The following is a 21,749-nucleotide window of genomic DNA, read 5'->3' as shown; positions in this document are numbered from 1 at the left end:
AACCTGCCACGATGAAAAAAATTCTCGCATGCGCGCTAGTTCTTTCTTTAGGAGCCGGGTCCTGTCGCAAGCTACTGGTGGAGGACAACAAAGATCAGATGCCGGTATCCCAGCTCACCATAAAGGGAAATAAAACAGAGCTGAGTATCAGTAAGGGGCAAACACCCTCCATTGTTTTGGTGAACGGTTTTGCCTCACCCTTTACAACCTGGCAGAAAGTATACCAGCAATTACCGGAAAACACCAGCGTGTTTACCTATAATCGGGCAGGAGTGGGAGCTTCAGCCGATGTAACCGGAAGCCGGGATGCGCTGACCATTGCCCGGGAAATGAAAACCATTCTGGAGTATTGCAGTGTACAGCCTCCCTATGTGCTGGTAGCGCATTCCATGGGAGGAATATATGCCCGGATATTCTATCAATTGTATCCAAACCTGGTAAAAGGAATCGTGTTGGTGGATGGTACCCATGAGAGACAGCTGGACTCATTATTGAGCCAGCTTCCTCCAGGGGATCGGGAACTCGCCCGGGCAGAAATGAAAGCGATCAATGATAGTGTAGTGGCAACCCTTCCAGCCGGTTCCTTAAAGGAAGAGTTTAAAGCCAATTTTATTACCAACTATGAACAAATCAAATCCTTTCCTCCCATTACCGGAATTCCTGTGTATGTAATAACCAGCACAAAAGAAACCCCCGAAACTCCTGGCTTTGTAGTAAACATCCAGAAAGCCCTTCACCAGGAGTGGGCGGCACAGGCAGGCAGCAAGGGAAAATTTGTGGAAACCAGTAAAAGCGGACACTACATTCAGTTGGAGGAACCTTTATTGGTAAAGCAGGGAATCCAATGGGTGCTGAACAAATAATTTTTCAAAAATAAACCTGCAGTTTATCTTTAAATGGTAAACTGCAGGTTGTGCATAGGACTAAAAAAATGATATTTTACTTTTTGTTTTATGTCACCCTGGGTTTTATTATCAGTGTATTACAGCAAATTGTTCTGAAGGGTTTCCCGCTCCGGTTTGATAATTATTTCTGGGAGGAGTGGCTGGGTAGTTCTATTTATATCTTCCTGTATATTCAGATGCAAAGGAAAATATTAAGTTCCTTCACATCAGCCTTCAAAAAAGCAGAAAAATCGGTTCCCTTATTAACCCGCTATTTTTTTATACTGCAGGTAGCTGGCTTTGTTTTGTTGATGGGCTTCAGCATCCTGTTTACTGCATTGCTGCATGGAAAAATAAATATCCGGTTGAAGGATATTGTAGAGTTGAGGTTCATTTTTGTTTATTTCTTTTTTATTCATTCAGTGGTCTATGTTACCGGGGTGGCCCTCAGATTATACAGACTGTATATAAAAGAAAAAGATGCTAAACATTATGCGGAAAAATCTTTTTTATCAGCCCAGCTGAATATGCTTCGCCAGCAGTTGAATCCACATTTCCTTTTTAATAACCTGAATATAATCGCATCTACGATTAACAGTAATCCGAAACTTGCCTATGATTTCACCAGGAGCATGGCTTCCTTTTACAGGAAAGTATTGGAAGCAGAAAATGCAGGATGGGTATTGGTAAAAGATGAACTAAGTACGATTGAGGCCTACCTCTATATGTTGAGTGTGCGCTTTGAGGAAAAAATATCCTTTACCATTCAGGTTTCAGAATTCGTAAAAAACAATTGTTCCATACCCGATTTTGTTTTGCAACCTATTGTTGAAAATGCTATTAAACACAATTCCTTTAGCAAAGCCAATCCACTTGTAATAGAAATCACCAACAAAGACGATGAAACCTTGCTTATTAAGAACAGCTATTTACCAAAACAGGGCGTAGATAACAGTCTGGGTATTGGTTGGTTTAATATTGAAAGCCGGTACAAATACCTGGAAGCAAAAGCACCTGTAAAATACATTGAAGACAATTGGTTTATGGTGGAGGTAAGCTTGCTAAAAAAAATCGGAAGTTAAACTATGCAACAGGTAGTCATAATTGAAGATGAAAAATATGCCGCAGTTTATCTGAAGGAGCTACTGGAAAAACTGGCTCCCGACATGCAGGTTGTTGCTGTGCTGGAGAATGTATCGGATGCAATTAAAAAATTACCGGCATTAAATCCGGATTTGGTTCTGGCAGATATTCAGTTGGAAGATGGGATTTCCTTTCAAATCTTTGAAACACTTAACTGGACTAAGCCGGTAATCTTTGTAACGGCCTATGATTCTTATGCCATACGTGCCTTCAAGGTGAATGGAATTGATTACCTGCTGAAGCCGTATGATGAGGAGGAATTGAGCCAGGCATTGGAAAAATTCCGGCGGATGGCACACCCGGAATTCATTCAGAACCTGAAAGACATGCTGCAACAGGTAAAGTTGCCGGCTCCGGGCTCCAGTTTCAAAGAACGATTTGCAATTACACTTGGAAGCAGGATTGTATCAGTTCCTGTACAGGATGTTGCCTATTTCTTTTATGCGAACCGGACCACCCATCTTGTTCAAATGGACGGACAAAAATATCCCTATTCGGAAAGCCTGGACAGTTTGTATAATTTATTGAACCCAACGCATTTCTTCAGAGCCAATCGAAATTATATTATTCATCACCGGTCCATTGATAAAATTGAAAATCATGCCGGGAGGAATATCGTTGTTTATTTATCGCCCTTGCCGGCCGAGGGTTCCATCTCAATAAGCAAGGACCGTATCACAGAGTTTAAATATTGGCTGGATGCCTAATCCCTCTTGTATGAACAGAATTTATTTTGCAGGATTGCTGATCCTGTTTTCCTTTTCTGGCTGGTGCCAGGTGGCTGGTGAAAATATACTGAAGGCTGGTGTATGGAAGGGTGCTGTGGAGATTAGTCCGGGTAGAAATTTTGCCATTGCACTTGAAAAACTGGGAAACAAAAATGGCAACCGTTATTTCTTCCACAGCATTGATCAGAACAGTTACAATTTTGCCATACGCAAAGTAGAGCAGGCGGGTGACAGCCTTCGGCTTCGTATTGGATCAATCAATGCTGACATGGTTATTTCAGTGAATGATACTGCAGCAGTGGGTTTTTTTATCCAGCGCTCCATGCGATTCCCATTGGTATTGAAAAGATCGGATCAGCCTTTGAATAAACCACGGCGACCACAGGAGCCTGCCTACCCGCTGCCCTATGTAGAAGAAGAAGTTACAATTGAAAATCAAAAGGAGGGCATATCGCTGGCGGGTACCATTACCTATCCCCGGAAAGCAAGAAACAAAACTGCTATCCTGCTAATTCCAGGCAGTGGACCAAGTGATCGTGACCAGAGCATTTTTGGCCATAAAAACTTTCTGGTGCTGGCTGATCAGTTAACCAGAAGCGGTTATGTTGTGCTAAGGATGGATGATCGCGGAACCGGATATTCAACCGGCAACTATGCAACTGCTACTATCAAAGACTTTGCAGTAGATGCGCAGATCTGCCTTTATTATTTACAAAATCGAAAGGAGGTAAATACTTCAAGAGTAGGTGTATTGGGACATAGTTTAGGTGCTGATATTGCGCAGTACCTGGCTGCCCGTTCTTCGAATCTGAACTTTGTGATATTGATGGCAGGTAGTGCAGAGACATTATCACAAACTATACTGCGTCAAACAGAAGCTATTTACCAACAGAAAGGCGCATCGCCGGAAGCAATTGCGCTGAACTCGGAGATTTTAAAAACTGTATTTTCCTCCATACAGGAGAGTTCCGGCCGGGAAGCTGCGGTAGAGAAACTTACCAATGCTCTTGAGCCCCTCAATGAAAAGCTCAAGGCTATCGGTGAAGAGCAGCAGGCATTGATCGAAACGAAGTATCCAGTAACTGCCAGAAGTTTTTCTAATTTATTGTCCGATGTCATGAGATTTGATCTGTTTTATGATCCCAAAACCAGCATCTCAAAAATCCGGCAGCCCGTATTAATCCTGCAGGGAGAGAAAGACATCCAGGTATTACCGGATAATGCAGATGCGATCTTACAATCCCTGCCGGCTCAAAAGCCAGCATCCACAAGGCTTGTAAAGTACCCTTCCCTGAATCACCTGTTTCAAACCTGCACCACCTGTACTGTTTCGGAATATCAGGAGTTGGAGGAAACTATTGCTCCGGTGGTGATAGGTGAAATTAAAAACTGGATAAAAGCAATACACAAATAAATGTATACCTATCACAATGTGTACGTTCATTCTGTTGCTTCAAATGCAGTTTGATACAACCCGTATAAAAGCAATACAGCTGCAGCAATAATGGCAATAGTCAGGCTTACCAGTAAAAAACTAATCACTAATTCGAGTGCAGGAGCTCCCTTAGCCCCACCTGCAATTGGCATCATTTTACCCGCACCTGTAAATCCCGCCAGCAACACTGCAGCGAAATTGGCAAAACCTGCATAGAGTACCAGTAGATAAATCAGATTCAGCATTCTCGAAGGGCACTTGATTTTCGGCCAGATCAGACCCAATAGCATCAGGAATAAACCATTTAGTATTCCCTCCAGATGTGCACTCAGGCCCATTCTCTGATTGGTCATGGCAGGTATTAGTAATCCAGTGATCAAACCAAGGAAAAACAAAACCATTCCCCAGAAGATCAATTGAGCTGATTTCTTATTGGTAGCCATGTCTGGTGATTTTAGCAGTAAAAGAACAAGTTCCTTAAAGGTCGGGATTCTTGATTAATTTCGGTCAGGACGCTAGATAACTATACATGCAGTTCGCTTATCTCCTATTGACTTTACTATCTTGCTTGCTGAGCTTTCCAGCTGCACAGGAGCAATACCCAACCTATCTTACCGGAAAAGTGATTAGCGTAACGGATGGTGATATGATTGATATTTTATACAATAACAAACCACTGCGGATAAGGCTGGAACATATTGATTGCCCGGAAATCCGAAAGCAACAACCCTTCGGAGCTCAAGCAAAAAAGTTCACTTCGGAAAAATGTTTCGGGCAGACTGTCCGGGTGCTGCACAAAAATGAGGTGGACAGAAACAAGCGCCTCATCGGGGAGGTGGTAAACGCAGAAGGCCTCAATGTAAACAAAGCATTGGTTAAAGCCGGATTGGCCTGGCACTTCATTAAATATTCTTCGAGCCAGGAATATGCTGCCCTTGAAAAAAGGGCCAGAGTTATGAAAGTTGGTTTATGGAGAGACCCTAATCCAACCGCGCCCTGGAACTGGAGGAAGCCAAAGTAAGGGGTCATCGTTTTACATATACAGTAGCTACTTCTAACCTGTTGCCATCCGGATCCAATGTTTCAAATTCATAGTAACCATCCCCGGTAACGCGGGGCCCACTCAGAATCGGGAAGCCATGTTCAGCCAGTTCCCGGGCTTTACTATCCACTTCCGCCATGGTTTCAACACCAAATGCAAAATGGGTATACCCTGTTTGCATGGGGTCATTGCTGTTTTTGGGCTGTTCAAGAATGTCGGCCCGGGACATTAACTCAAGCCGGGCGCCGCTTTCAAAACTGATAAAATAACTCTGGAACTGCTTTTTTTCATTGATGTATTTCTTATTCGAACTGCCACCGAAAAACTGGCAATAATAGTCTTTAAGGCCTTCCAGATTGTGTGTCCAGATGGCAATGTGTTCAATTTTCATGGACTGTAAAATACTTACAATCCGAGAATCTTGGCATCAACCCGAAACAATGATTCTATGCGGATTTTTATATCCTGGTTAACGATTTTATCTGTTTTTACTTCCAAACGGAGTTTGTACTTATCCTGTACTAGGTAGTCCTTTAACTCTTCTGTGGTACATTCCAATGCCAGCTCATTTCCAATCGTATCAGGAATGCCTTCTTTCGAGGCGATCAGCAATTCAGGTTTTCCGTTTGCAGCAATATAGATTTTGATGCTGTTTAGAAAGTCGAAGGTTCTTCCGGAGGTTGGATCTGTTTTCAACACCAGTTTACGAAGTAAAATTGATTGAACCAGGTTTTTACTGGTCTTCTTCCCTTCATATTCTGATTCTGAAGCAGTTGTAATTTCCGGGGTAAACACATCAAATGGAAGATTTGATGCGGGTCCCGCCTGAATGGTAGTTTCAGTATTGTAATTCAGGTTAAATTGGGTGAGTTCCGCCAGCTTTTTGCAGGAGGAGAAAACAAGGAGAAGCCCTATAAGACAATAAAAAGCAGTTTTCATATAACAGGATGATTGAAATTTGGAACGAAAAACGATGAATTTTAGTATACCGGATTATGCAAAAAATATACAAGATTCAAAAATTTGAAGGCGCTTCCATGCATTATATTGAACTGGGTGAACAGGATGTAAAGCGACTCTCGAAAGCAGGAAACAAACGGGTTCTGTGTATCCTGAATGGAAAGCTGAGGATTCATGCAGCCATTCAGAAAACCCGGGATGGATTACATTACCTTATGATTGGATCTAAACACCTCAAGACTCTCGGTATAAAGGCTAATGCTTCTGTTAAAGCTTCCATTACTATTGATACCACTGAGTTTCAGTTCGATCTGCCGGAGGAATTGACGGAGGTGCTTGCAACAGATGATGCGGCTAATCAGATTTTTACCGGATTAACTGATGGCAACAAACGCGGACTAATGGCCCTGGTTCAAATGGTCAAATCAAGCGATAAAAAGATTGAGCGCTCTTTATTAATTGCCGAAAAACTGAAACTGGGAATTACATCCCCTCAAGAGATCATGAAAAAATAAGTTGCCTATTTATCTTGAATTTTCATTGGTCGTTGCTTATGGCAACTGATCGATAATATTATCCCCCGCACTCAATTCGGCCCAACTTTGAATACAATTCGTATTCAAAGTTCTGTTCTTATGATATCAATTCGTTTAAGTAGATGGATACTGCTCCTGGTGCTGTGTAGTTACCTTGTTGCATTGCATGCATGTAAAAAAGACGATACTGAAAAACTGGGAACTGGTGATGGTCAGGAGACTCCTGGTAAAATACCCGGATTAGGAGAAATGCCTGGAGAGCCGGAAGGAACCCAGTTCAACTTACCTGCAGGTGTCCGGCTTATTGGTGAAATTGAAGGCCAGGAAGATGGCTCCTCTTCCCGCGATTGTCTGTTTGATGGCCAGGGATTTAATGTGATGGTCAAGATGAAACTGAAAAGAGATTCATCCGTTTCTGGCCCCCTGACGGTTGAATTTCCTCCCGGTTTGGTTATTACTTCCACTGCAGAAGGTTTTCAGCATGGATTATTGGTGGAACGAATGGTAGTTACTATTCCTCCCATACAACCCGGATCAGGAGGTAATGAATGCCAGGTCAGCCTGCTGCTGTTTTGCCTGAACAGTGCCAAACGCACCTCCGATGCAACAGCGAGGTATAAGTTTGGTCCGGTTACTTCTTCCAAACTCCTGAAGGATTTAATCAACCGGTTAAAGGGTAAAAAAATCAATTACCGCGAGTTTGCAGATGGTGATCCTGTATGGTTTGAGAACCAGGAAAAAATTCAGGATGCCATATGGCAACTCACCGATGGCAATGGTCTGAGAGAGAAAGATATTCAATACCTGAATGAATTACCCAACAGATAATCAAATACTATGTATAACAAGTTCGCTGCGCAATTATTTATCGCGTGTTTATTGATCACAGCTAATATCTCCTGTACTGAAAAAGAAACTGAAGAACCTGGTTCAACCAGTGGTAAACTTACCGGAGTTGTTAAAAAGAGTGATGGTACTCCGCTAAACAATGTGACGATCATTGTAGATAACAGTATTCTGTTCAATTCCAATATTAATACCAAAACCAATGCAGAAGGACGTTACGCTGTAGATGTTCCGATCGGTTCCTGGTTCGCATTTGCGCAGCACAAGGTTCGATACAATAATCTTGAATATACCATTTACCTGAAGCCGGATAAAGAGCAGGGATTTGGAAGAGAGGGGGGCGTTCGAAATTTTACCTGGGTGCTGACTGGTACAATGCCAGAACCACTGTCGGGTACATTTGGCGGACTGGTAACTTTTGATAATTTCCCTGGAGAATTTGTAGAAAATGAGCGGGAAATCCTTTGGAAGTTTGAACCGGTTGGTAATTTGATTGATGGCTCTACAGGTCCCACCATAACAACCAAATCTCCTGACAGTGATACAGTAAAAGATCTTCCCATTGGAAGATACCGGGTATCAGCAACCTATGAAGGACAGCCTTTAAAGTTAAGACGTTGGAATACTGATGAACCCTTTGTTAATAGTTATGTTTTCGATTTTCAACCAGTAATCGATGCACAATGTCATAACTGTTTCAAGCTGGAATATCGGAAGTAGTCGAAAGTATTTAACCTCTTACATCTCCATTCAATGTCATTGTGGGCATGAATGGAGTTTTTTTTATGGCCAATTATGCTTTCTGATATAATTACCATAACACTATTTTATTTCTACCATTAATTTTTTGAAAACCCGGTGTTTTCACGGGTAGTATGTATTTATATATTCACTTTCTTTGCACAGTCAATTCGCAATTTCATCACCCCATCACGCGATTTGATGATTTATAACCTTTGTTAAACTATGAAAAATTGTACGAGTAAAATTTAATGAAATAATGCAACGGTAACCGCGCCATTATTGTCAAGACAAGTTTTAAAGTGGGGATTTCCATTTAATTATTGACCTGTTCTTGTTAGTCATGTTTGACTCGCTGTGCTTTTTTATGCTGCACAGTCGAGGATGCACCGTTTTGTGTTGATTGTTTAAAATACCAATATCGGATTTAACAAAGATGAGACTAAAACTTATTCTATTTGCACTACTTGCTATCCTGGTAGCAACTTCTTCGCATGCTCAACAACTGCCGGCTGATCTTAGTTCAGTAAAAGCCAGCCAAATTTCTGACACGCAGTTGGAAAGGCTGGTTGCTCAGGCTAAATCAAATGGTCTTAGTATTTCAGATGTAGAATCAGAACTTTCCCGCAGAGGAATGCCGGGATCCGAAGTTTTACTTCTGAAACAAAGAGTAGAAGCGCTTGGCCTGTCTTATAACAGTGCTGCATCAACTACAGATAGTGTTTCCACTGATAGAGGACCTGCATCCTCAAGAAAAGTTAATAAACCAACAAAAGTCTTTCAGCCACTCTTCAAAGAAGTGGAAGAACTCACCCTGTTCGGATCTGAACTTTTCTCGAATACCAACCTGAGCTTTGAACCAGATTTGCGCATGGCAACACCTCCGGGTTATATTATTGGCCCGGATGATGAACTGCTGCTCAATATCTACGGTCTCAATGTTAGCCAGCAAACTCTGCGTGTTAGTCCGGAAGGAACTGTGACTGTAAAATATGCCGGAGTTATTGCCGTAAACGGCCTGAGCATTGAAGCAGCTACTTCATTGATTCGTTCCAGGTTGCTTAAATTTTATCCCTCACTCTCTAATGGTCAAACCAAACTGCAACTTTCCCTCGGTAATATCCGGAGCATTCGGGTTATTCTTATTGGTGCAATTGAACGTCCCGGTACCTATACGCTGCCTTCACTGGCAACATTATTTAATGCGCTCTATGTAAGTGGTGGTCCTAAACAAAATGGTTCTTTCCGCCGCATTGAACTGATCCGAAATAACAAAGTGATTCAGGTAGCTGATCTCTATGATTTCCTGGTGCGTGGTGATTTGGGTTCCAATATCAGACTTCAGGACAATGATGTAATTCGTATTCCATTCACCAGTAACCTCATCACTATGAAGGGCCAATTGAACCGGCCTGGTATTTTTGAACTGCTGCCTTCCGATAAACTGGAAGATGCCATCAATTATGCAGGTGGCTTTACCAGTAAAGCGTTCAGAGGTCGTATCACGGGTACCCGTATCCTGGATTTCAATCGCAGCATTGTAGATGTTTCAGGCGATTCTATTGCCTCCTTCATTCCTAAAAACGGTGATGAATACATCATTGATTCAGTTATCAACCGGTTTACCAACCGCGTGATGATTACCGGTGCTATTTTCAAACCTGGTTCCTATGCCCTCGAACCTAATATGACCCTTGGTAGTCTTATCCGCAAAGCACAGGGTGTAAAAGAAGACGTTTTCGATGGTTCCGCTATTCTTGTTCGTACTCGCCCTAACCTGACGAAAGAATACATCAACGCTGAAATTAAAAAAGTACTGGAAGGGTCTGATCCCGGCATTGCTCTATTGAAAGATGACAGCATACATATCGCATCAATATTTGACCTGCGCGATAGTATCACTGTTTCTATTAATGGCGCTGTTCGTAAACCTGGTGTATTTCGGTTTGAAGACAGCCTTTCGCTCAAGACACTCATTATGAAAGCCGGAGGATATGCCGATAATGCTACTGGGATGGGCATTGAAATCTCCCGCCGTAAAAGAAATATTGAAGTCAATAAACCCGAAAGTGAAATTGTAGACCTGATCACCATTAATGATTCGGCTCAATTAAATGGGAGCGCAACCAATATCATACTTAAACCTTTTGATATTATCAGCATTAAAGAGAGTCCCTATTACAAAAAACAAATCTCGATCAAGATCACCGGTGAAGTTTTGATGCCTTCTGTTTATACACTGCAAAGCCGGGAAGAAAGATTGAGTTCAATTATCAGGCGATCCGGCGGACTTCTTTACACGGCCGATATACGCGGTGCCAAACTGATCCGGAAGAAAAAAGAACTGCTCGATTCAACAGAGGTAAAACGTCTTATTACCAGCGTACAACGGGATACTACTATTTCTTATAAAGACAGCATCAGCCTGCTGAAAGATACGCGGGACGTAGCCATAGACCTCGACTATATTCTCAAACATCCAGGCTCAGCAGATGACATCACACTGGAAGATGAAGATGAACTGGTAATTCCCAGAATCAATAATACTGTCAGCATCAATGGTGAAGTGTTCAAACCCCTTGATATCATGTATGAAAAGGGGAAGTCAATGCGCAACTATATCAATGATGCAGGCGGGGTAACCCCCCAGGGTAGCCGAAGAAGAGCATTTTTAATTTATGCCAACGGAAGTGCTGCCAAAATCCAGCGCCCCCTTGGAATTTTCAGACGCTATCCAAAAGTGATGCCCGGTGCCAGCATATTCGTTCCGCAACGACCTAAAAGAGAAGGGTTTGATGTGGGCAAAGCAGGCATCTTCATTTCGGCCATTACGGCCCTGATTACCGCCGCCAGTCTTATCACCCGCTGATAAGAGAAAGGCATTCAACATAGGCGGCTGTTTTATTCAGTCCCGAAAAAAGTAAAATGGGACTGAGGTGGCGAAGCCGTGCCTTATTTTGATAAACAACCTGTAAAATCTAAGATGGAAGAATACTATTCTCTGCACGAGATAGCAAGAGTGACCCGGGAGTTCCGCAACTATGCATTGGCCAACTGGAAAAAAGCACTACTGGTTTTTATATCCTGTATTGCACTTTCCATCGCCTACTACTTTTATCAAAAGCCTAAATACGAAGCGATAACCACTTTCATACTGGAAGAAAAATCAAGTGGTGGTGGATTGTCAGGACTTGCATCACAAATCGGACTTGATATTGGCGGACTTATTGGAGGCGGGAGTGTATTTGCCGGAGATAATATCCTGGATATCCTCCAGTCCAAAGCCATCCTTCAGAAAGTATTGGTTTCAAAAGTAGATCCTTCAAAAGGTCCTGAATCAGAAACCCTGGCAGATCTGTTCCTGGAATTCCGGAACTGGAAAAAGAAATGGTCACCCGAAGAAGTTCAGAAGATCAGTTATTCCAACCTAAAGCATCCCGACTCCCTTAACCAGAAGCAGGACAGTGTGATCAATGAAATCCGGGAATACCTGGTCAAAAAATCTCTTTCTGTGGATCGCGCCAATAAAAAGGGTTCTATTATCAAAGTACAGGTGAATGCAAGTAATCCTGTGTTTGCCCGACTGCTGGCGGATCGTCTTGTAATTGAAGCAAGCAAGATGTTTTTATCCATCCGAACCGGTAATGCACTCGCCAATATCGATCGCCTTCAAAAACGAGCTGATTCCTTACTGGTATTACTAAACTCGAAATCATACAATGCGGCATCCACACAATTGCTGGATGCCAATCCAGGTATGAAAGTAGCTGGTATTCCTACTGAAATAGCAATGCGGGATAAGACGGTGATCAGTACAGTGTACGTAGAAGTAATGAAAAACCTGGAAGCCAGTAAAATGCTTCTGTCTCAGCAGACCCCTGCCATTCAGATCCTGGATAAACCAAGCGAATTATTGGAGGATAAACGAAAAAGCCTGCTCCTCCTGATCATAGTTGGTATTGCCGCCGGTGGTTTTCTGGGAGTAGGTTGGCTCTTTGTTAAATTCCTTTTCAAGCAGGGCTAAGTTGGTAGGAATGAAAGCCGAAAAAAAAGGATTGCTCAAGCCAACTCTTCAGATAACCGCACTTTCATTAGGCGGTATTGCGTTGAATTTTTTGACGCAACTGCTGGTGGCTTATTATTTCGGTGCTACTCCTGCCAGGGATGCTTACTTTGCTGCACTGGCCCTTCCAACCTATGTGGCAGCTTTACTGGTTGGCTCACTGGGTGTAATATATCTGCCGGTTTTTGTAGATGTTACCAGCAAAAAGGGCAACCTGGATGCACGCGCTTTTCTGGGCAACTCAATCGGACTTGTTTTTGGTATAACCGCTTTGATTGTTGTTGCCGGTACTGTTTTTTCAAATGAACTGATTCAGCTTACTGCACCCGGGTTTTCATTTGAACAGATCCAGTTTGCCGGACAACTACAGCGAATCCTGTTACCAACAATCGTGTTCCAGGTATTGTCGCATATTACTGCATCGGTGCTTCAAACCAGGAGCCAGTTTTTATTACCGGCTTTCACACCCCTGCTTTCAACCCTGATCATATTGGTAGTGGTATCCCTGCTGAGTAAATCAATCGGTATCCAAAGTCTCGCTTATGGCACACTGCTAGGAAATGCCATCGCCTTCCTTTTTAATGTGATGTATCTCATCCGCCAGAACCAGGTTCGGTTCACCGGAAAGTTTAATAATCCATACATAAAAAGATGGCTTGCCTTAAGTTTGCCCTTGCTGGCTGCCGGCATTTTTTACCGGCTCACCACTGTATTTGAAAGAGGTATCGCTTCCTACCTGGAAGAAGGAAGCTTGTCTTACCTGGGTTATGCCAACCAGATCATGACCATACTGGCTACTGTTACTTCCAGTGGAATAGCTACTACGCTTTATCCGCAACTGTCCAATTCCTGGATTGAAAGGGATATGGAATCCCTGAAGCAGCAGTTCTTAAATGGTATTCGCATCATCCTGCTGATCTGTGTACCGATTGCCGTGGTCTTTATTTTCTGGGGCCAACCGGTTTTCCGCCTGCTCTTTGAGCGGGGAGCTTTTACTCCTGAAGCAACAGTAGCCGTGACCAGTACTTTCGCCTTTTTAACAGGTGCTTTTTTAGCCAATAGCCTGGGGAACCTGGTTGCGAAAATTTATTATCTATCAGGCAAAACCATGCTGGGTTCTGCTATTGAAGTAGCTACTGCACTGATCTACCTGGCTCTTGCAGTTAGTCTGGCTAAAAAAATGCAATACAACGGTTTGGCACTTGCTACCAGCATTACCGCGGCACTCAGTATCACAGCATCTTTTATTTCACTCTACTTTATTTTAAAGGGATTTGATTTGAAAGAACTCATCCGATCTTTTGTTCTTATCCCGCTTGCAGCTTTACTACCGATGCTCCTGCTTCAAACATTGTTAAAACAGCTGACTGTATCTATTAATTCACTGTCTATAGTTTTAGTTGCAGCATCTATGCTGCTGTATCTGCTACTGTATATCTGCATGCTCAAACTCGTTGGCACACCTGAACTGAACCAGATTCAACGTAAACTTTATTTCTCATAACCATTAAATCAAATCTTATGATTGAAACCATTTCACACGAAGGCGTTACACTGGCGATCATTATCCATCGCGATTTTGAAAAACCCGGTATTCATTTTTTTACTCCTGATGATTTTTCCCAGCAGCTCGCTTACATGAAACATCCTGCAGGTAAAATCATTCAGCCGCATGTACACAATCCGGTTAAACGGGATGTTCACTTCACTAAAGAAGTGCTCCTCCTGAAAAGAGGTAAACTCCGGGTGGATTTCTATGACAACGACCAGGTTTACCTGGAAAGCAGAATCCTGGAAGCAGGTGATGTCATTCTCTTATCAGAGGGCGGACATGGTTTCGAAGTGCTGGAAGACCTCGAAATGTTTGAAGTGAAGCAGGGTCCCTATGCAGGCGACAACGATAAAACGCGCTTTGAACCTAAAGGAAAAATCAAACTTGTCTTACCTCAACCTGTTTTTTAATATGAATAGTTTTATTCCGGTTTGTGAACCTTACCTCGCGGGAAAAGAAAAGGAATACGTGATGGATTGCCTGGAAACAGGCTGGATTTCTTCAGCAGGTAAATACGTTACCGCTTTTGAAAAAGAATTCGCCGCATATTGTGGAGCATCTTATGCCGTTGGTGTCTGTAATGGTACGGTAGCCCTTCATCTCGCATTAGTTGCTATGGGGATTGGCAAGGGCGATGAAGTGATCATTCCAAACTTCACTATGATCGCTACTGCTTTTGCTGTTTGCCAAACAGGTGCCATGCCTGTTTTTATTGATGCGGATCCCGATACCTGGAATATCGATGTATCACTGATTGAAGCAAAAATTACACCGCGCACCAAAGCCATACTGCCCGTTTCCATATTTGGTCAGCCATGTGATATGGATGCAATTCAAAGAATTGCCAGCAAGTATAAACTGCTGATTTTGGAAGATGCGGCTGAGTCGCACGGCGCGGTTTATAAGGGCCGCAAAACAGGCAACCTGGCAGATGTTACCACCTTTAGTTTTTTTGCCAACAAAAACCTGACCACAGGAGAAGGCGGGATGGTGCTCACCAATGATGAATCCATCTATAAAAAACTTCTGTATTACAAGAACCTTTGCTTTCCCCTGGAAGGGCCCCGCAATTACCTGCATGAGGATATCGGGTTTAATTATCGCATGACCAATATCCAGGCAGCTATCGGTCTGGCTCAGGTGGAAAGAGCTGATTATTATAAATCCCTGCGCATTCAAAATGCACAGCGGTACCAGTCCTTTCTCCAGGATATTCCTGGTATTCAGTTTCAGCAGACGCTGCCCGATGTAGAAAATGTATTTTGGATGAACGCCATCCTGGTAGATGAATCAGCATTTGGTAAATCCCGCGATGAATTGATGCAGCACCTGAAACAGAAAGGGATTGACACCCGCCTCTTATTTGTTGGTATGAATCATCAGCCATCTCTCCGGAAATATGGATGTGATACTGAAGGTTATTATCCGGTTACAGAACAATTGACCAAAACCGGATTGTATCTGCCTTCTGCCTCTAATTTATCTGAAGCAACCATTCGCTTTATCTGCGATGAGATTATTGCTTTTTCCAAAACCGCTGTACATGTTTAAGAATTACGCGCACTACTACAATCTGTTATACAAAGACAAAGAGTATACAGCGGAATGTGCCCACGTGGATGCATTGATCCGGCAATATTCAAAACCAGGCGCTTCCACCTTGCTTGACATTGGATGTGGTACAGGTCGCCATGCACATGGCATGACAGAACTCGGGTATCGCGTTGCAGGAATTGATCAGTCTGAGGAGATGATCAATTCCGCCAAAGCACGTGCTATTCCTGGAGCCGAATTCCAGGTGGGAGACGCTACCAGATTTAAGTTGGGACGCCATTTTGATATCGTGACTTCCCTCTTTCATGTGATCAGTTACCAGACAACCAACCTCGCTGTACAACAAACATTTGCAAGAGCAGCAGAACACCTGGATCCTGGCGGGCTTTTCATTTTTGATTTCTGGTACGGACCGGCTGTAGTAACCGAACGTCCGGCTGTTCGTATCAAAAGACTGGAGGATGAGAAAATCAAAGTGACACGCCTGACTGAACCGGTTTGGAAATGCAATGAAAATGTCGTGGATGTGCATTTTGAATTGCTGATCACCGATAAAGCCACTGATCAGGTGGAAACCGTAAAGGAACTACACCCCATGCGCTATTTTTTCAAACCTGAAATGGAATTATTCCTGGCGGTTGCAGGCTTTTCACTAAAGTATTGCAAGGAATGGATGACAGGTAATGAGCCTTCGGATCATACCTGGGGTGTTTGTTGTGTAGCCGAAAAAAAACATTGATATGAAAGTGCGTCTTGTTTGTTACGAGGAAGTGGACAGGTGGATCATGGGCAAGTTTGCCCTTCGGATGCGCGATAATCTTCAGCAGCTTCAAATTGATGTCGATATCGCCATGCAGGCTGATCCGGCTGCGGATATCAATCATCATATTGTATTTGAAGGATATGAACCCGGCTCTGCTCCTTCCTCCCGGCATACTCTGATGATTACGCATGTGGATGATATCCGGAAACTGGAGCTTATAAAAGAACAACTGAAAACAGCAGCAGCAGGCGTTTGCATGTCGCGTGAAACCCAACAGCAACTTGCACAACTGGGTGCCGATAAAAACAGGCTCTGTTATATCAACCCTGCACACGATGGAGTTGTAGCTATCCGCAAACACCGGATCGGTATCTGTTGCCGTGTACAGGAAGATGGCAGGAAAAGAGAATATTTTATAGATAAACTCGCCAAACGCCTGGACCCCGCGTATTTCAAATTTGTCATCATGGGCGACAGCTGGGAGCCCCAGGTGGCAGCACTTCAGAAAAATGGTTTTGAAGTTGACTATACCAATCGCTTTATCTACAACCAGTATGTAGAATTAATACCTACACTCGACTATTATCTCTATATGGGTATGGATGAGGGACAGATGGGCTTTATTGATGCATTGGCAGCTGGTGTAAAAACAATCGTAACCGCACAGGGATATCACCTGGATGCACCAAATGGTATTGTTCACCCCTATACCAGCTATGAAGAACTGGAGGCGATTTTTCTTCAACTCGAAGATGAAAAAAAGAAACTGGTTGATGCCGTTGCTACCTGGAACTGGATGGATTACACCATCAAACATGTGGAAATCTGGAACCACCTGCTTGGTAAACAGGAACAGCCATCCCCGTTTGCAGACGGATTGAATTCATTACTCAATATGCAGCAATCCGAATTGCAGACAGACCATTCTTTTATTGATGCAAAACGAAAAGAACTGACGCAGAATAAATTCAGAAGGTCCTATTACCACAAGACAGGCCGCCTGAAAAGAACCTACCGAACCGAAGGCATTGCAGGTGTGATTCGGTTGGTTACCTCAAAATTTTTCTGATTTAATCCGGATGCAGGTTATACAACAGGAACTGGTTACGGGATCAAGGTTGCAGGGCTTACCGGTGATGCGGAAAGTAATTCTCTTTATTACTACTTTCTGGATTATCATGTACAGCAATGCACGCATGTCTGATTTTGTACCCAGTTACAAATTCGTGCATTTATTTCCTATTCCGGCTTTTGTACGCGGAGTGGAATTGGCCTTGCTGGTATTTCTGTACCTGCTTTCGCTTACCACGAAAATGAACAAACGAATCCTTTTGTTCAATGTATCCATTCTTGCATTTATCGGGCTTTCCATTTTGAACCTTGTATGGCATGGCAACTTGCGGGGAGCCAGCATCCAGGATTTATACATCCGCCTGGCACCTCTTCTGTTTTTTGCCATATTGGTTCCGGCATCGCGTGCGGATAAAAAAGAACTGCGCTTCTTCGTACAGTTTTTTATTGGCACACTGCTGCTTAACATACTGGTTTCTGTTTTTTACCAGATACCATTGCATGGAGATCATGAAGATCATATTCCGGGTATCATGGAAGATGCGCACGCCTATTGCAATTACCTCCTGGTGTTTTTTATCGTGTTGCTGTATGATTACCTGCGGACAAAAAAATTGACGAGCCTTGCCCTTTCACTATTCTTCCTGGTACTCACTGTTTTTCCAAGAAATGAAAAAGCGATTGGCTTCACTATACTGGTAGCAGGCTTTCTTGTACTGCAGCATATTCTGAAGAAAACAAAAGGGCTCTTCCTGAAACTGGCCATCGTGGGAACATTACTGCTGGCAGCGGGAATTGGAACATTTACGCTGGTTAAAAACAGGCCGGATATCTGGGCAAGAGCTGATCTGGCTATTAATTATATCGGACTTGAAAATGTAGGACCCATTCAGGCCTGGCCCATGGCAGTTAATGAAATCCAAAGCGGACCAATGCCCATGTTGATAGGACTCGGAGCAGGAGAATACGGATGGATTGCCGCCGGCCGGGATGTGTCAGAAGGAAACGGTCGCAAACACTCCAGGCAGTTCGATTTTGAGTTCACCTTTGGTTCTGTTGACAATGCAGGTTTTATGTTCCGAACCAATACCTGGAGTTCACTGCTGGCGGAATTCGGAATTATTGGAACCCTGCTGTTTCTGGTTCCTGTATGGATCATGACTAAAAAAGTATGGAAACACCAGCCTGAAAACAGGTTGGAAGCCAATATGAGAATGGCCTTTCTGATCATTCTCTTGCTGGTCGTGTTTCAGGGTTTTTTTACACCCTACTCCAATTGGAGTTCACCTACCCTGGTGTTCCCCATGGCCTACCTGGCCGCCTATTTTCACAGCACAACCAAAAAGGAGCTGCTTGAAAATTCTTGAACTTATGAAGGAAGTCAGAATTGTTTATATCGGAAATTTCGCAGTACCGGAAAATGGACAGGCACATAGCCTGAAAAGTTTTGCCCGGTTCTTTAATGGATTGGCGAATGATGCTTCCAATCCGAAGGTTTCTATTTTTGCAGGCTCGATTCATCCGGGCGAAGTAGGATTTGAATTTTCCTGCGAATCACCATTAGACCCCAAAATTCAACTGACGCTTTCAAAGGGTAATACTCCCACTACCAGCCTGGTTCCTTTTCTGCTTAATAATCTGAGACTCTTTGTCAAGCTTACCAGGTACTCCCTGAAGAAATCCGATTATTTTGTTTTCCTGCCAGCCCCTATTGGCGCCTGGAGTGTATTGGTAACTACCCTGTTTCGCAGAAACAAATCACTTGGCGTTTATATTGGCGGTTATTATAAAAAGGAACAGGCATCGGAATTCAGAAAGGGATGGCTCAAGCAAAAAATTAAAAAGCTGGGTGCTGAAATTGTAGAGCGACTGGTGGATCGCGCTATCAGAAAAGCAGATTATATCATCACGCCTTCTTATGAAATACAGGAACGCCTGCGTGCAAGCGCTAAGGTTTTTCTTACCCCACCCATGATGAATGTAACAGAGGCGGATCTTTCATTTGTTACTCCACCTGCCGATGATAAATTCATCAGTTTCTGTGGTGAACTCCGGCACGCCAAAGGTGTAGTGGATCTGATGCAGGCCTATATTCAGGGTGTGGCTGAGAATCGCCTGGGCGATCATAAACTCAAAATCATAGGTAGTGGCCAGGCGCTGGAGGAGTTGAAAGAATTGGCGCAACAAGGTGGGGTTGCAGATCGCGTTGTATTTACAGGACAAATCAAAGAAGAAGAAGTACTCAAAAAAGAATTAGGCAGCTCCTCATTTTTTGTGCTGCCTTCTTACAGCGAAGGCTTTCCAAGAGTAGCCTATGAATGTTTTACACTAAATGTTCCAACCATTCTTACACCTGTAGGGGGTGTTCCCTACCTCGTAAAAGACAGAGTACATACTCTGCTGGTGGAACCCGGCAATGTCAGCCAGTTACTTGGTGCGATGGAATCTTTAGTAAGGGATGAGGCGTTAAAAAATTCACTGGCTGCGAATGCAAAGGAACTCATGCGAACCAATTTGTTTCCACGGATCCGGAAAGATGTTTCCCTCAACAGGATGGTACTTCAAAAGATAGAGGAAGTAAAGGAGAAAACATCTCTGGTGGTGGTCACCCATTCGTATTATCCTGCTGTTGGTGGCGTGGAAACCTTTGTGGCAGATCTGCTGAGCAAACTGGATAACTCAAAATATAAGATCCAGGTATTCACTTCGGATAAGTTCATAAAAGGCGGGCCAAGGACATTTCAAAAAGATGGAGTTGATATCACCGTAATGCCTTCACTGCACCTGGCAGGTTTTATTTTTCCGCTACCCGGTAAGCAGTTCTGGAAATTGTTCAACGCTTTGAGAAAAGCAGATGTGGTACATCATCATGATTTGAAATTTATGGCTAATACTCTTAGCTTTTTATCTATCCTGTTCCGCTACCGGTTACTGCTTTTCTCACATGGATACGTATATCATTCCGAACGCTTCAAAAAAATAAAAACGCTTTTTCTGCGCTACTTCAGTTTTTTGTCTCGATGGTATGCTGCAGTTGTAAATATTTCCGAAAACGATTATGAAATTTCAAAACGATTTGGTTTTCGCAATGCAGTTTTATTAAGGGAACGCACCAACCTTTCCCGTTTTATAAACAACCCGAAAGATCAGCAGGCGGGAATTTATTTGTATTACGGCAGAATCGCCCGTAACAAAGGAATAGAAAACCTGCTGCGTTGCCTGAGTCATGTTGATCATTCTTTTCAACTGATCATTGCGGGTGCAGGAGAGGAAGAATACCTGCAGGAATTAAAAGCCAAAGCAACTCAGTATGGGTTATCCGACCAAATAACCTGGACCAGCAGACTGTCCGACGAAGCATTGTTAAAAGAGCTGTCGAGGGCTGAAATTGTTTTCCTGCCATCTCTCTATGAAGGTTTTGGTATCACCTTACTGGAAGCTATTGCCAGCAAATCAAAAGTGCTGGCTCATAATAATAATTCCTATGCCCTGATTCTTCAGGAATTGGAAGGGGAGGATTTCATTTTCGATTTTTCACAGCCCGAACAGTTTCCTACAAAACTGAAAGCTGTGCTGGAAACGGAAGTTCCCTTATGGAAACATATTCATCGCTTTAACCATGATGAAATGGTGAAAGAAGTAGAAAAACTTTCAAACGCAGTCTGAGCAATCCTTTTATGTCTGAGAAAATAGAAGTACTGGGAGTCCGGGTTTCCAACTATACAGTGGATGAATTGAACAATGCGTTGCTGCAGATTGTGGATCAAAAAGAAAAGCAGCTGGCCCTGAATGTAAATATTCACGGCTTAAACCTTGCCTATGAACTGAAGTGGCTGCGCGATTATTTCAATACCTGCTCCATTGTTTTTTGTGATGGTGAAGGGGTGCGATTGGGAGCCAGGTTATTTGGAAAGGAAATCAAAGAAAAGATCACCTATAACCGCTGGATCTGGAGCTTCGCTGAATTCTCAGAAAAGCATGGCTTATCCTGGTACCTGATGGGTTCAACTGATCCGGTGATTGAACAGGCAGTGAGCAGGTTGCGGGAAAAATATCCGGCACTTAAAATCGCTGGCTATCGAAATGGCTTCTTTACCAATGAAGCAGATGTGCAGCAAACCATCCGGGATATTAACAGCAAAGAAGTAAATGTGCTGATCCTTGGTATGGGTATGCCTGTTCAGGAAAAATGGTTGCAAAACAACTGGCCGGCTGTGCAGGCAAATATTGCCCTTACCGGCGGTGCTGTATTTGAATATGTATCCGGAAATGCCCGGATGACACCTGATATTTTTTACAAGTTAAAACTGGAATGGTTGTACCGTTTCCTGCAGGAGCCAAGGCGCCTGTTCAGGAGGTATATCATTGGAAATCCGTTGTTTTTTATCCGCCTGTTTATTAGCAGAATTCGTCCTATAGACTAACACAAAA

General features: G+C 43.2%; 21 protein-coding genes. 18 read left to right on the top strand and 3 right to left on the bottom strand.

What is annotated here, in order from left to right; genetic code table 11:
- Positions 1-11 precede the first annotated feature (11 nt).
- The 4 genes from L0U88_RS11680 (at position 12) to L0U88_RS11665 (ending at position 4,169) form a co-directional block, all read left to right on the top strand.
- A complete protein-coding gene (locus L0U88_RS11680) occupies positions 12-863 on the top strand; it encodes an alpha/beta fold hydrolase (protein ID WP_234866243.1) in 852 nt (283 codons plus the stop codon).
- Positions 864-931: 68 nt separating this feature from the next.
- Positions 932-1,966 (top strand): sensor histidine kinase, encoded by a 1,035-nt coding sequence (locus L0U88_RS11675; protein ID WP_234866242.1) that lies wholly within the window; start codon positions 932-934, stop codon positions 1,964-1,966.
- A gap of 3 nt (positions 1,967-1,969) precedes the next feature.
- A complete protein-coding gene (locus tag L0U88_RS11670) occupies positions 1,970-2,734 on the top strand; it encodes a LytR/AlgR family response regulator transcription factor (RefSeq protein ID WP_234866241.1) in 765 nt (254 codons plus the stop codon).
- 10 nt (positions 2,735-2,744) lie between these two features.
- Positions 2,745-4,169, top strand: coding sequence for an alpha/beta hydrolase family protein (locus L0U88_RS11665; RefSeq protein WP_234866240.1), 1,425 nt, complete (start codon positions 2,745-2,747; stop codon positions 4,167-4,169).
- 26 nt (positions 4,170-4,195) lie between these two features.
- On the opposite strand, the gene L0U88_RS11660 is transcribed toward L0U88_RS11665, so the two are convergent.
- Complete coding sequence (locus tag L0U88_RS11660) at positions 4,196-4,633, bottom strand: styrene oxide isomerase (RefSeq protein ID WP_234866239.1); 438 nt, start codon at positions 4,631-4,633, stop codon at positions 4,196-4,198.
- A 125-nt stretch (positions 4,634-4,758) separates the two neighbouring features.
- On the opposite strand from L0U88_RS11660, the gene L0U88_RS11655 reads away from it, so the two are divergent.
- Positions 4,759-5,211 carry a thermonuclease family protein gene (locus L0U88_RS11655; protein WP_234866238.1) on the top strand — a complete coding sequence of 151 codons (453 nt, stop codon included), beginning with the start codon at positions 4,759-4,761 and terminating at the stop codon, positions 5,209-5,211.
- A 4-nt stretch (positions 5,212-5,215) separates the two neighbouring features.
- On the opposite strand, the gene L0U88_RS11650 is transcribed toward L0U88_RS11655, so the two are convergent.
- Both L0U88_RS11650 and L0U88_RS11645 read right to left on the bottom strand, forming a co-directional pair.
- Positions 5,216-5,623: a VOC family protein gene (locus tag L0U88_RS11650; protein ID WP_234866237.1), complete on the bottom strand. Its 408-nt coding sequence runs from the start codon at positions 5,621-5,623 to the stop codon at positions 5,216-5,218.
- 14 nt (positions 5,624-5,637) lie between these two features.
- Entirely contained in the window at positions 5,638-6,171 is a 534-nt protein-coding gene (locus L0U88_RS11645; protein WP_234866236.1) for a hypothetical protein, read from the bottom strand.
- Between the two features lie 56 nt (positions 6,172-6,227).
- Here L0U88_RS11645 and L0U88_RS11640 point away from each other — a divergent pair, with 56 nt between their 5' ends.
- The 13 genes from L0U88_RS11640 (at position 6,228) to L0U88_RS11580 (ending at position 21,742) form a co-directional block, all read left to right on the top strand.
- Positions 6,228-6,707, top strand: a complete 480-nt coding sequence (locus tag L0U88_RS11640; RefSeq protein WP_234866235.1) for a YdeI/OmpD-associated family protein — start codon at positions 6,228-6,230, stop codon at positions 6,705-6,707.
- A 120-nt stretch (positions 6,708-6,827) separates the two neighbouring features.
- Positions 6,828-7,556 carry a hypothetical protein gene (locus L0U88_RS11635; protein ID WP_234866234.1) on the top strand — a complete coding sequence of 243 codons (729 nt, stop codon included), beginning with the start codon at positions 6,828-6,830 and terminating at the stop codon, positions 7,554-7,556.
- A 9-nt stretch (positions 7,557-7,565) separates the two neighbouring features.
- Positions 7,566-8,294, top strand: coding sequence for a carboxypeptidase-like regulatory domain-containing protein (locus L0U88_RS11630; RefSeq protein WP_234866233.1), 729 nt, complete (start codon positions 7,566-7,568; stop codon positions 8,292-8,294).
- 457 nt (positions 8,295-8,751) lie between these two features.
- Positions 8,752-11,184, top strand: coding sequence for an SLBB domain-containing protein (locus tag L0U88_RS11625; protein WP_234866232.1), 2,433 nt, complete (start codon positions 8,752-8,754; stop codon positions 11,182-11,184).
- Positions 11,185-11,298: 114 nt separating this feature from the next.
- Entirely contained in the window at positions 11,299-12,339 is a 1,041-nt protein-coding gene (locus tag L0U88_RS11620) for a GumC domain-containing protein (RefSeq protein WP_234866231.1), read from the top strand.
- A 10-nt stretch (positions 12,340-12,349) separates the two neighbouring features.
- Positions 12,350-13,882 (top strand): murein biosynthesis integral membrane protein MurJ, encoded by a 1,533-nt coding sequence (murJ, locus tag L0U88_RS11615; RefSeq protein ID WP_234866230.1) that lies wholly within the window; start codon positions 12,350-12,352, stop codon positions 13,880-13,882.
- Positions 13,883-13,899: 17 nt separating this feature from the next.
- The gene (locus tag L0U88_RS11610; protein WP_234866229.1) at positions 13,900-14,340 is read left to right on the top strand and encodes a cupin domain-containing protein; all 441 of its coding nucleotides are present in this window, start codon (positions 13,900-13,902) and stop codon (positions 14,338-14,340) included.
- 1 nt (position 14,341) lies between these two features.
- Positions 14,342-15,481, top strand: coding sequence for a DegT/DnrJ/EryC1/StrS family aminotransferase (locus L0U88_RS11605; RefSeq protein WP_234866228.1), 1,140 nt, complete (start codon positions 14,342-14,344; stop codon positions 15,479-15,481).
- Positions 15,474-16,223, top strand: coding sequence for a class I SAM-dependent DNA methyltransferase (locus L0U88_RS11600; RefSeq protein ID WP_234866227.1), 750 nt, complete (start codon positions 15,474-15,476; stop codon positions 16,221-16,223). The genes L0U88_RS11605 and L0U88_RS11600 overlap by 8 nt, the downstream gene beginning before the upstream one ends.
- A 1-nt stretch (position 16,224) precedes the next feature.
- Positions 16,225-17,316 carry a hypothetical protein gene (locus L0U88_RS11595; RefSeq protein ID WP_234866226.1) on the top strand — a complete coding sequence of 364 codons (1,092 nt, stop codon included), beginning with the start codon at positions 16,225-16,227 and terminating at the stop codon, positions 17,314-17,316.
- 10 nt (positions 17,317-17,326) lie between these two features.
- On the top strand, positions 17,327-18,685 hold the full coding sequence (locus L0U88_RS11590) for a hypothetical protein (protein ID WP_234866225.1): 1,359 nt from the start codon (positions 17,327-17,329) through the stop codon (positions 18,683-18,685).
- A 4-nt stretch (positions 18,686-18,689) separates the two neighbouring features.
- Positions 18,690-20,984 (top strand): glycosyltransferase, encoded by a 2,295-nt coding sequence (locus L0U88_RS11585; protein WP_234866224.1) that lies wholly within the window; start codon positions 18,690-18,692, stop codon positions 20,982-20,984.
- An 11-nt stretch (positions 20,985-20,995) separates the two neighbouring features.
- Entirely contained in the window at positions 20,996-21,742 is a 747-nt protein-coding gene (locus L0U88_RS11580) for a WecB/TagA/CpsF family glycosyltransferase (protein ID WP_234866223.1), read from the top strand.
- Positions 21,743-21,749 lie beyond the last annotated feature (7 nt).

The sequence above is a fragment of the Flavihumibacter fluminis genome, from assembly GCF_021491375.1.
In the GTDB taxonomy this organism is placed as follows: Bacteria; Bacteroidota; Bacteroidia; order Chitinophagales; family Chitinophagaceae; genus Flavihumibacter; species Flavihumibacter fluminis.
This window is presented reverse-complemented; position numbering and strand designations above follow the sequence as displayed.

Bases quoted from the DNA above. Each gene is read 5' to 3' on its own strand.
- L0U88_RS11580 (WP_234866223.1), top strand. From the start codon at position 20,996: ATGTCTGAGAAAATAGAAGTACTGGGAGTCCGGGTTTCCAACTATACA.
- L0U88_RS11665 (WP_234866240.1), top strand. From the start codon at position 2,745: ATGAACAGAATTTATTTTGCAGGATTGCTGATCCTGTTTTCCTTTTCT.
- L0U88_RS11595 (WP_234866226.1), top strand. From the start codon at position 16,225: ATGAAAGTGCGTCTTGTTTGTTACGAGGAAGTGGACAGGTGGATCATG.
- L0U88_RS11675 (WP_234866242.1), top strand. From the start codon at position 932: ATGATATTTTACTTTTTGTTTTATGTCACCCTGGGTTTTATTATCAGT.
- L0U88_RS11605 (WP_234866228.1), top strand. From the start codon at position 14,342: ATGAATAGTTTTATTCCGGTTTGTGAACCTTACCTCGCGGGAAAAGAA.
- L0U88_RS11630 (WP_234866233.1), top strand. From the start codon at position 7,566: ATGTATAACAAGTTCGCTGCGCAATTATTTATCGCGTGTTTATTGATC.
- L0U88_RS11635 (WP_234866234.1), top strand. From the start codon at position 6,828: ATGATATCAATTCGTTTAAGTAGATGGATACTGCTCCTGGTGCTGTGT.
- L0U88_RS11660 (WP_234866239.1), bottom strand. From the start codon at position 4,633: ATGGCTACCAATAAGAAATCAGCTCAATTGATCTTCTGGGGAATGGTT.
- L0U88_RS11600 (WP_234866227.1), top strand. From the start codon at position 15,474: ATGTTTAAGAATTACGCGCACTACTACAATCTGTTATACAAAGACAAA.
- L0U88_RS11645 (WP_234866236.1), bottom strand. From the start codon at position 6,171: ATGAAAACTGCTTTTTATTGTCTTATAGGGCTTCTCCTTGTTTTCTCC.
- L0U88_RS11680 (WP_234866243.1), top strand. From the start codon at position 12: ATGAAAAAAATTCTCGCATGCGCGCTAGTTCTTTCTTTAGGAGCCGGG.
- L0U88_RS11625 (WP_234866232.1), top strand. From the start codon at position 8,752: ATGAGACTAAAACTTATTCTATTTGCACTACTTGCTATCCTGGTAGCA.
- L0U88_RS11650 (WP_234866237.1), bottom strand. From the start codon at position 5,623: ATGAAAATTGAACACATTGCCATCTGGACACACAATCTGGAAGGCCTT.
- murJ (WP_234866230.1), top strand. From the start codon at position 12,350: ATGAAAGCCGAAAAAAAAGGATTGCTCAAGCCAACTCTTCAGATAACC.
- L0U88_RS11610 (WP_234866229.1), top strand. From the start codon at position 13,900: ATGATTGAAACCATTTCACACGAAGGCGTTACACTGGCGATCATTATC.
- L0U88_RS11640 (WP_234866235.1), top strand. From the start codon at position 6,228: ATGCAAAAAATATACAAGATTCAAAAATTTGAAGGCGCTTCCATGCAT.
- L0U88_RS11670 (WP_234866241.1), top strand. From the start codon at position 1,970: ATGCAACAGGTAGTCATAATTGAAGATGAAAAATATGCCGCAGTTTAT.
- L0U88_RS11585 (WP_234866224.1), top strand. From the start codon at position 18,690: ATGAAGGAAGTCAGAATTGTTTATATCGGAAATTTCGCAGTACCGGAA.
- L0U88_RS11620 (WP_234866231.1), top strand. From the start codon at position 11,299: ATGGAAGAATACTATTCTCTGCACGAGATAGCAAGAGTGACCCGGGAG.
- L0U88_RS11590 (WP_234866225.1), top strand. From the start codon at position 17,327: ATGCAGGTTATACAACAGGAACTGGTTACGGGATCAAGGTTGCAGGGC.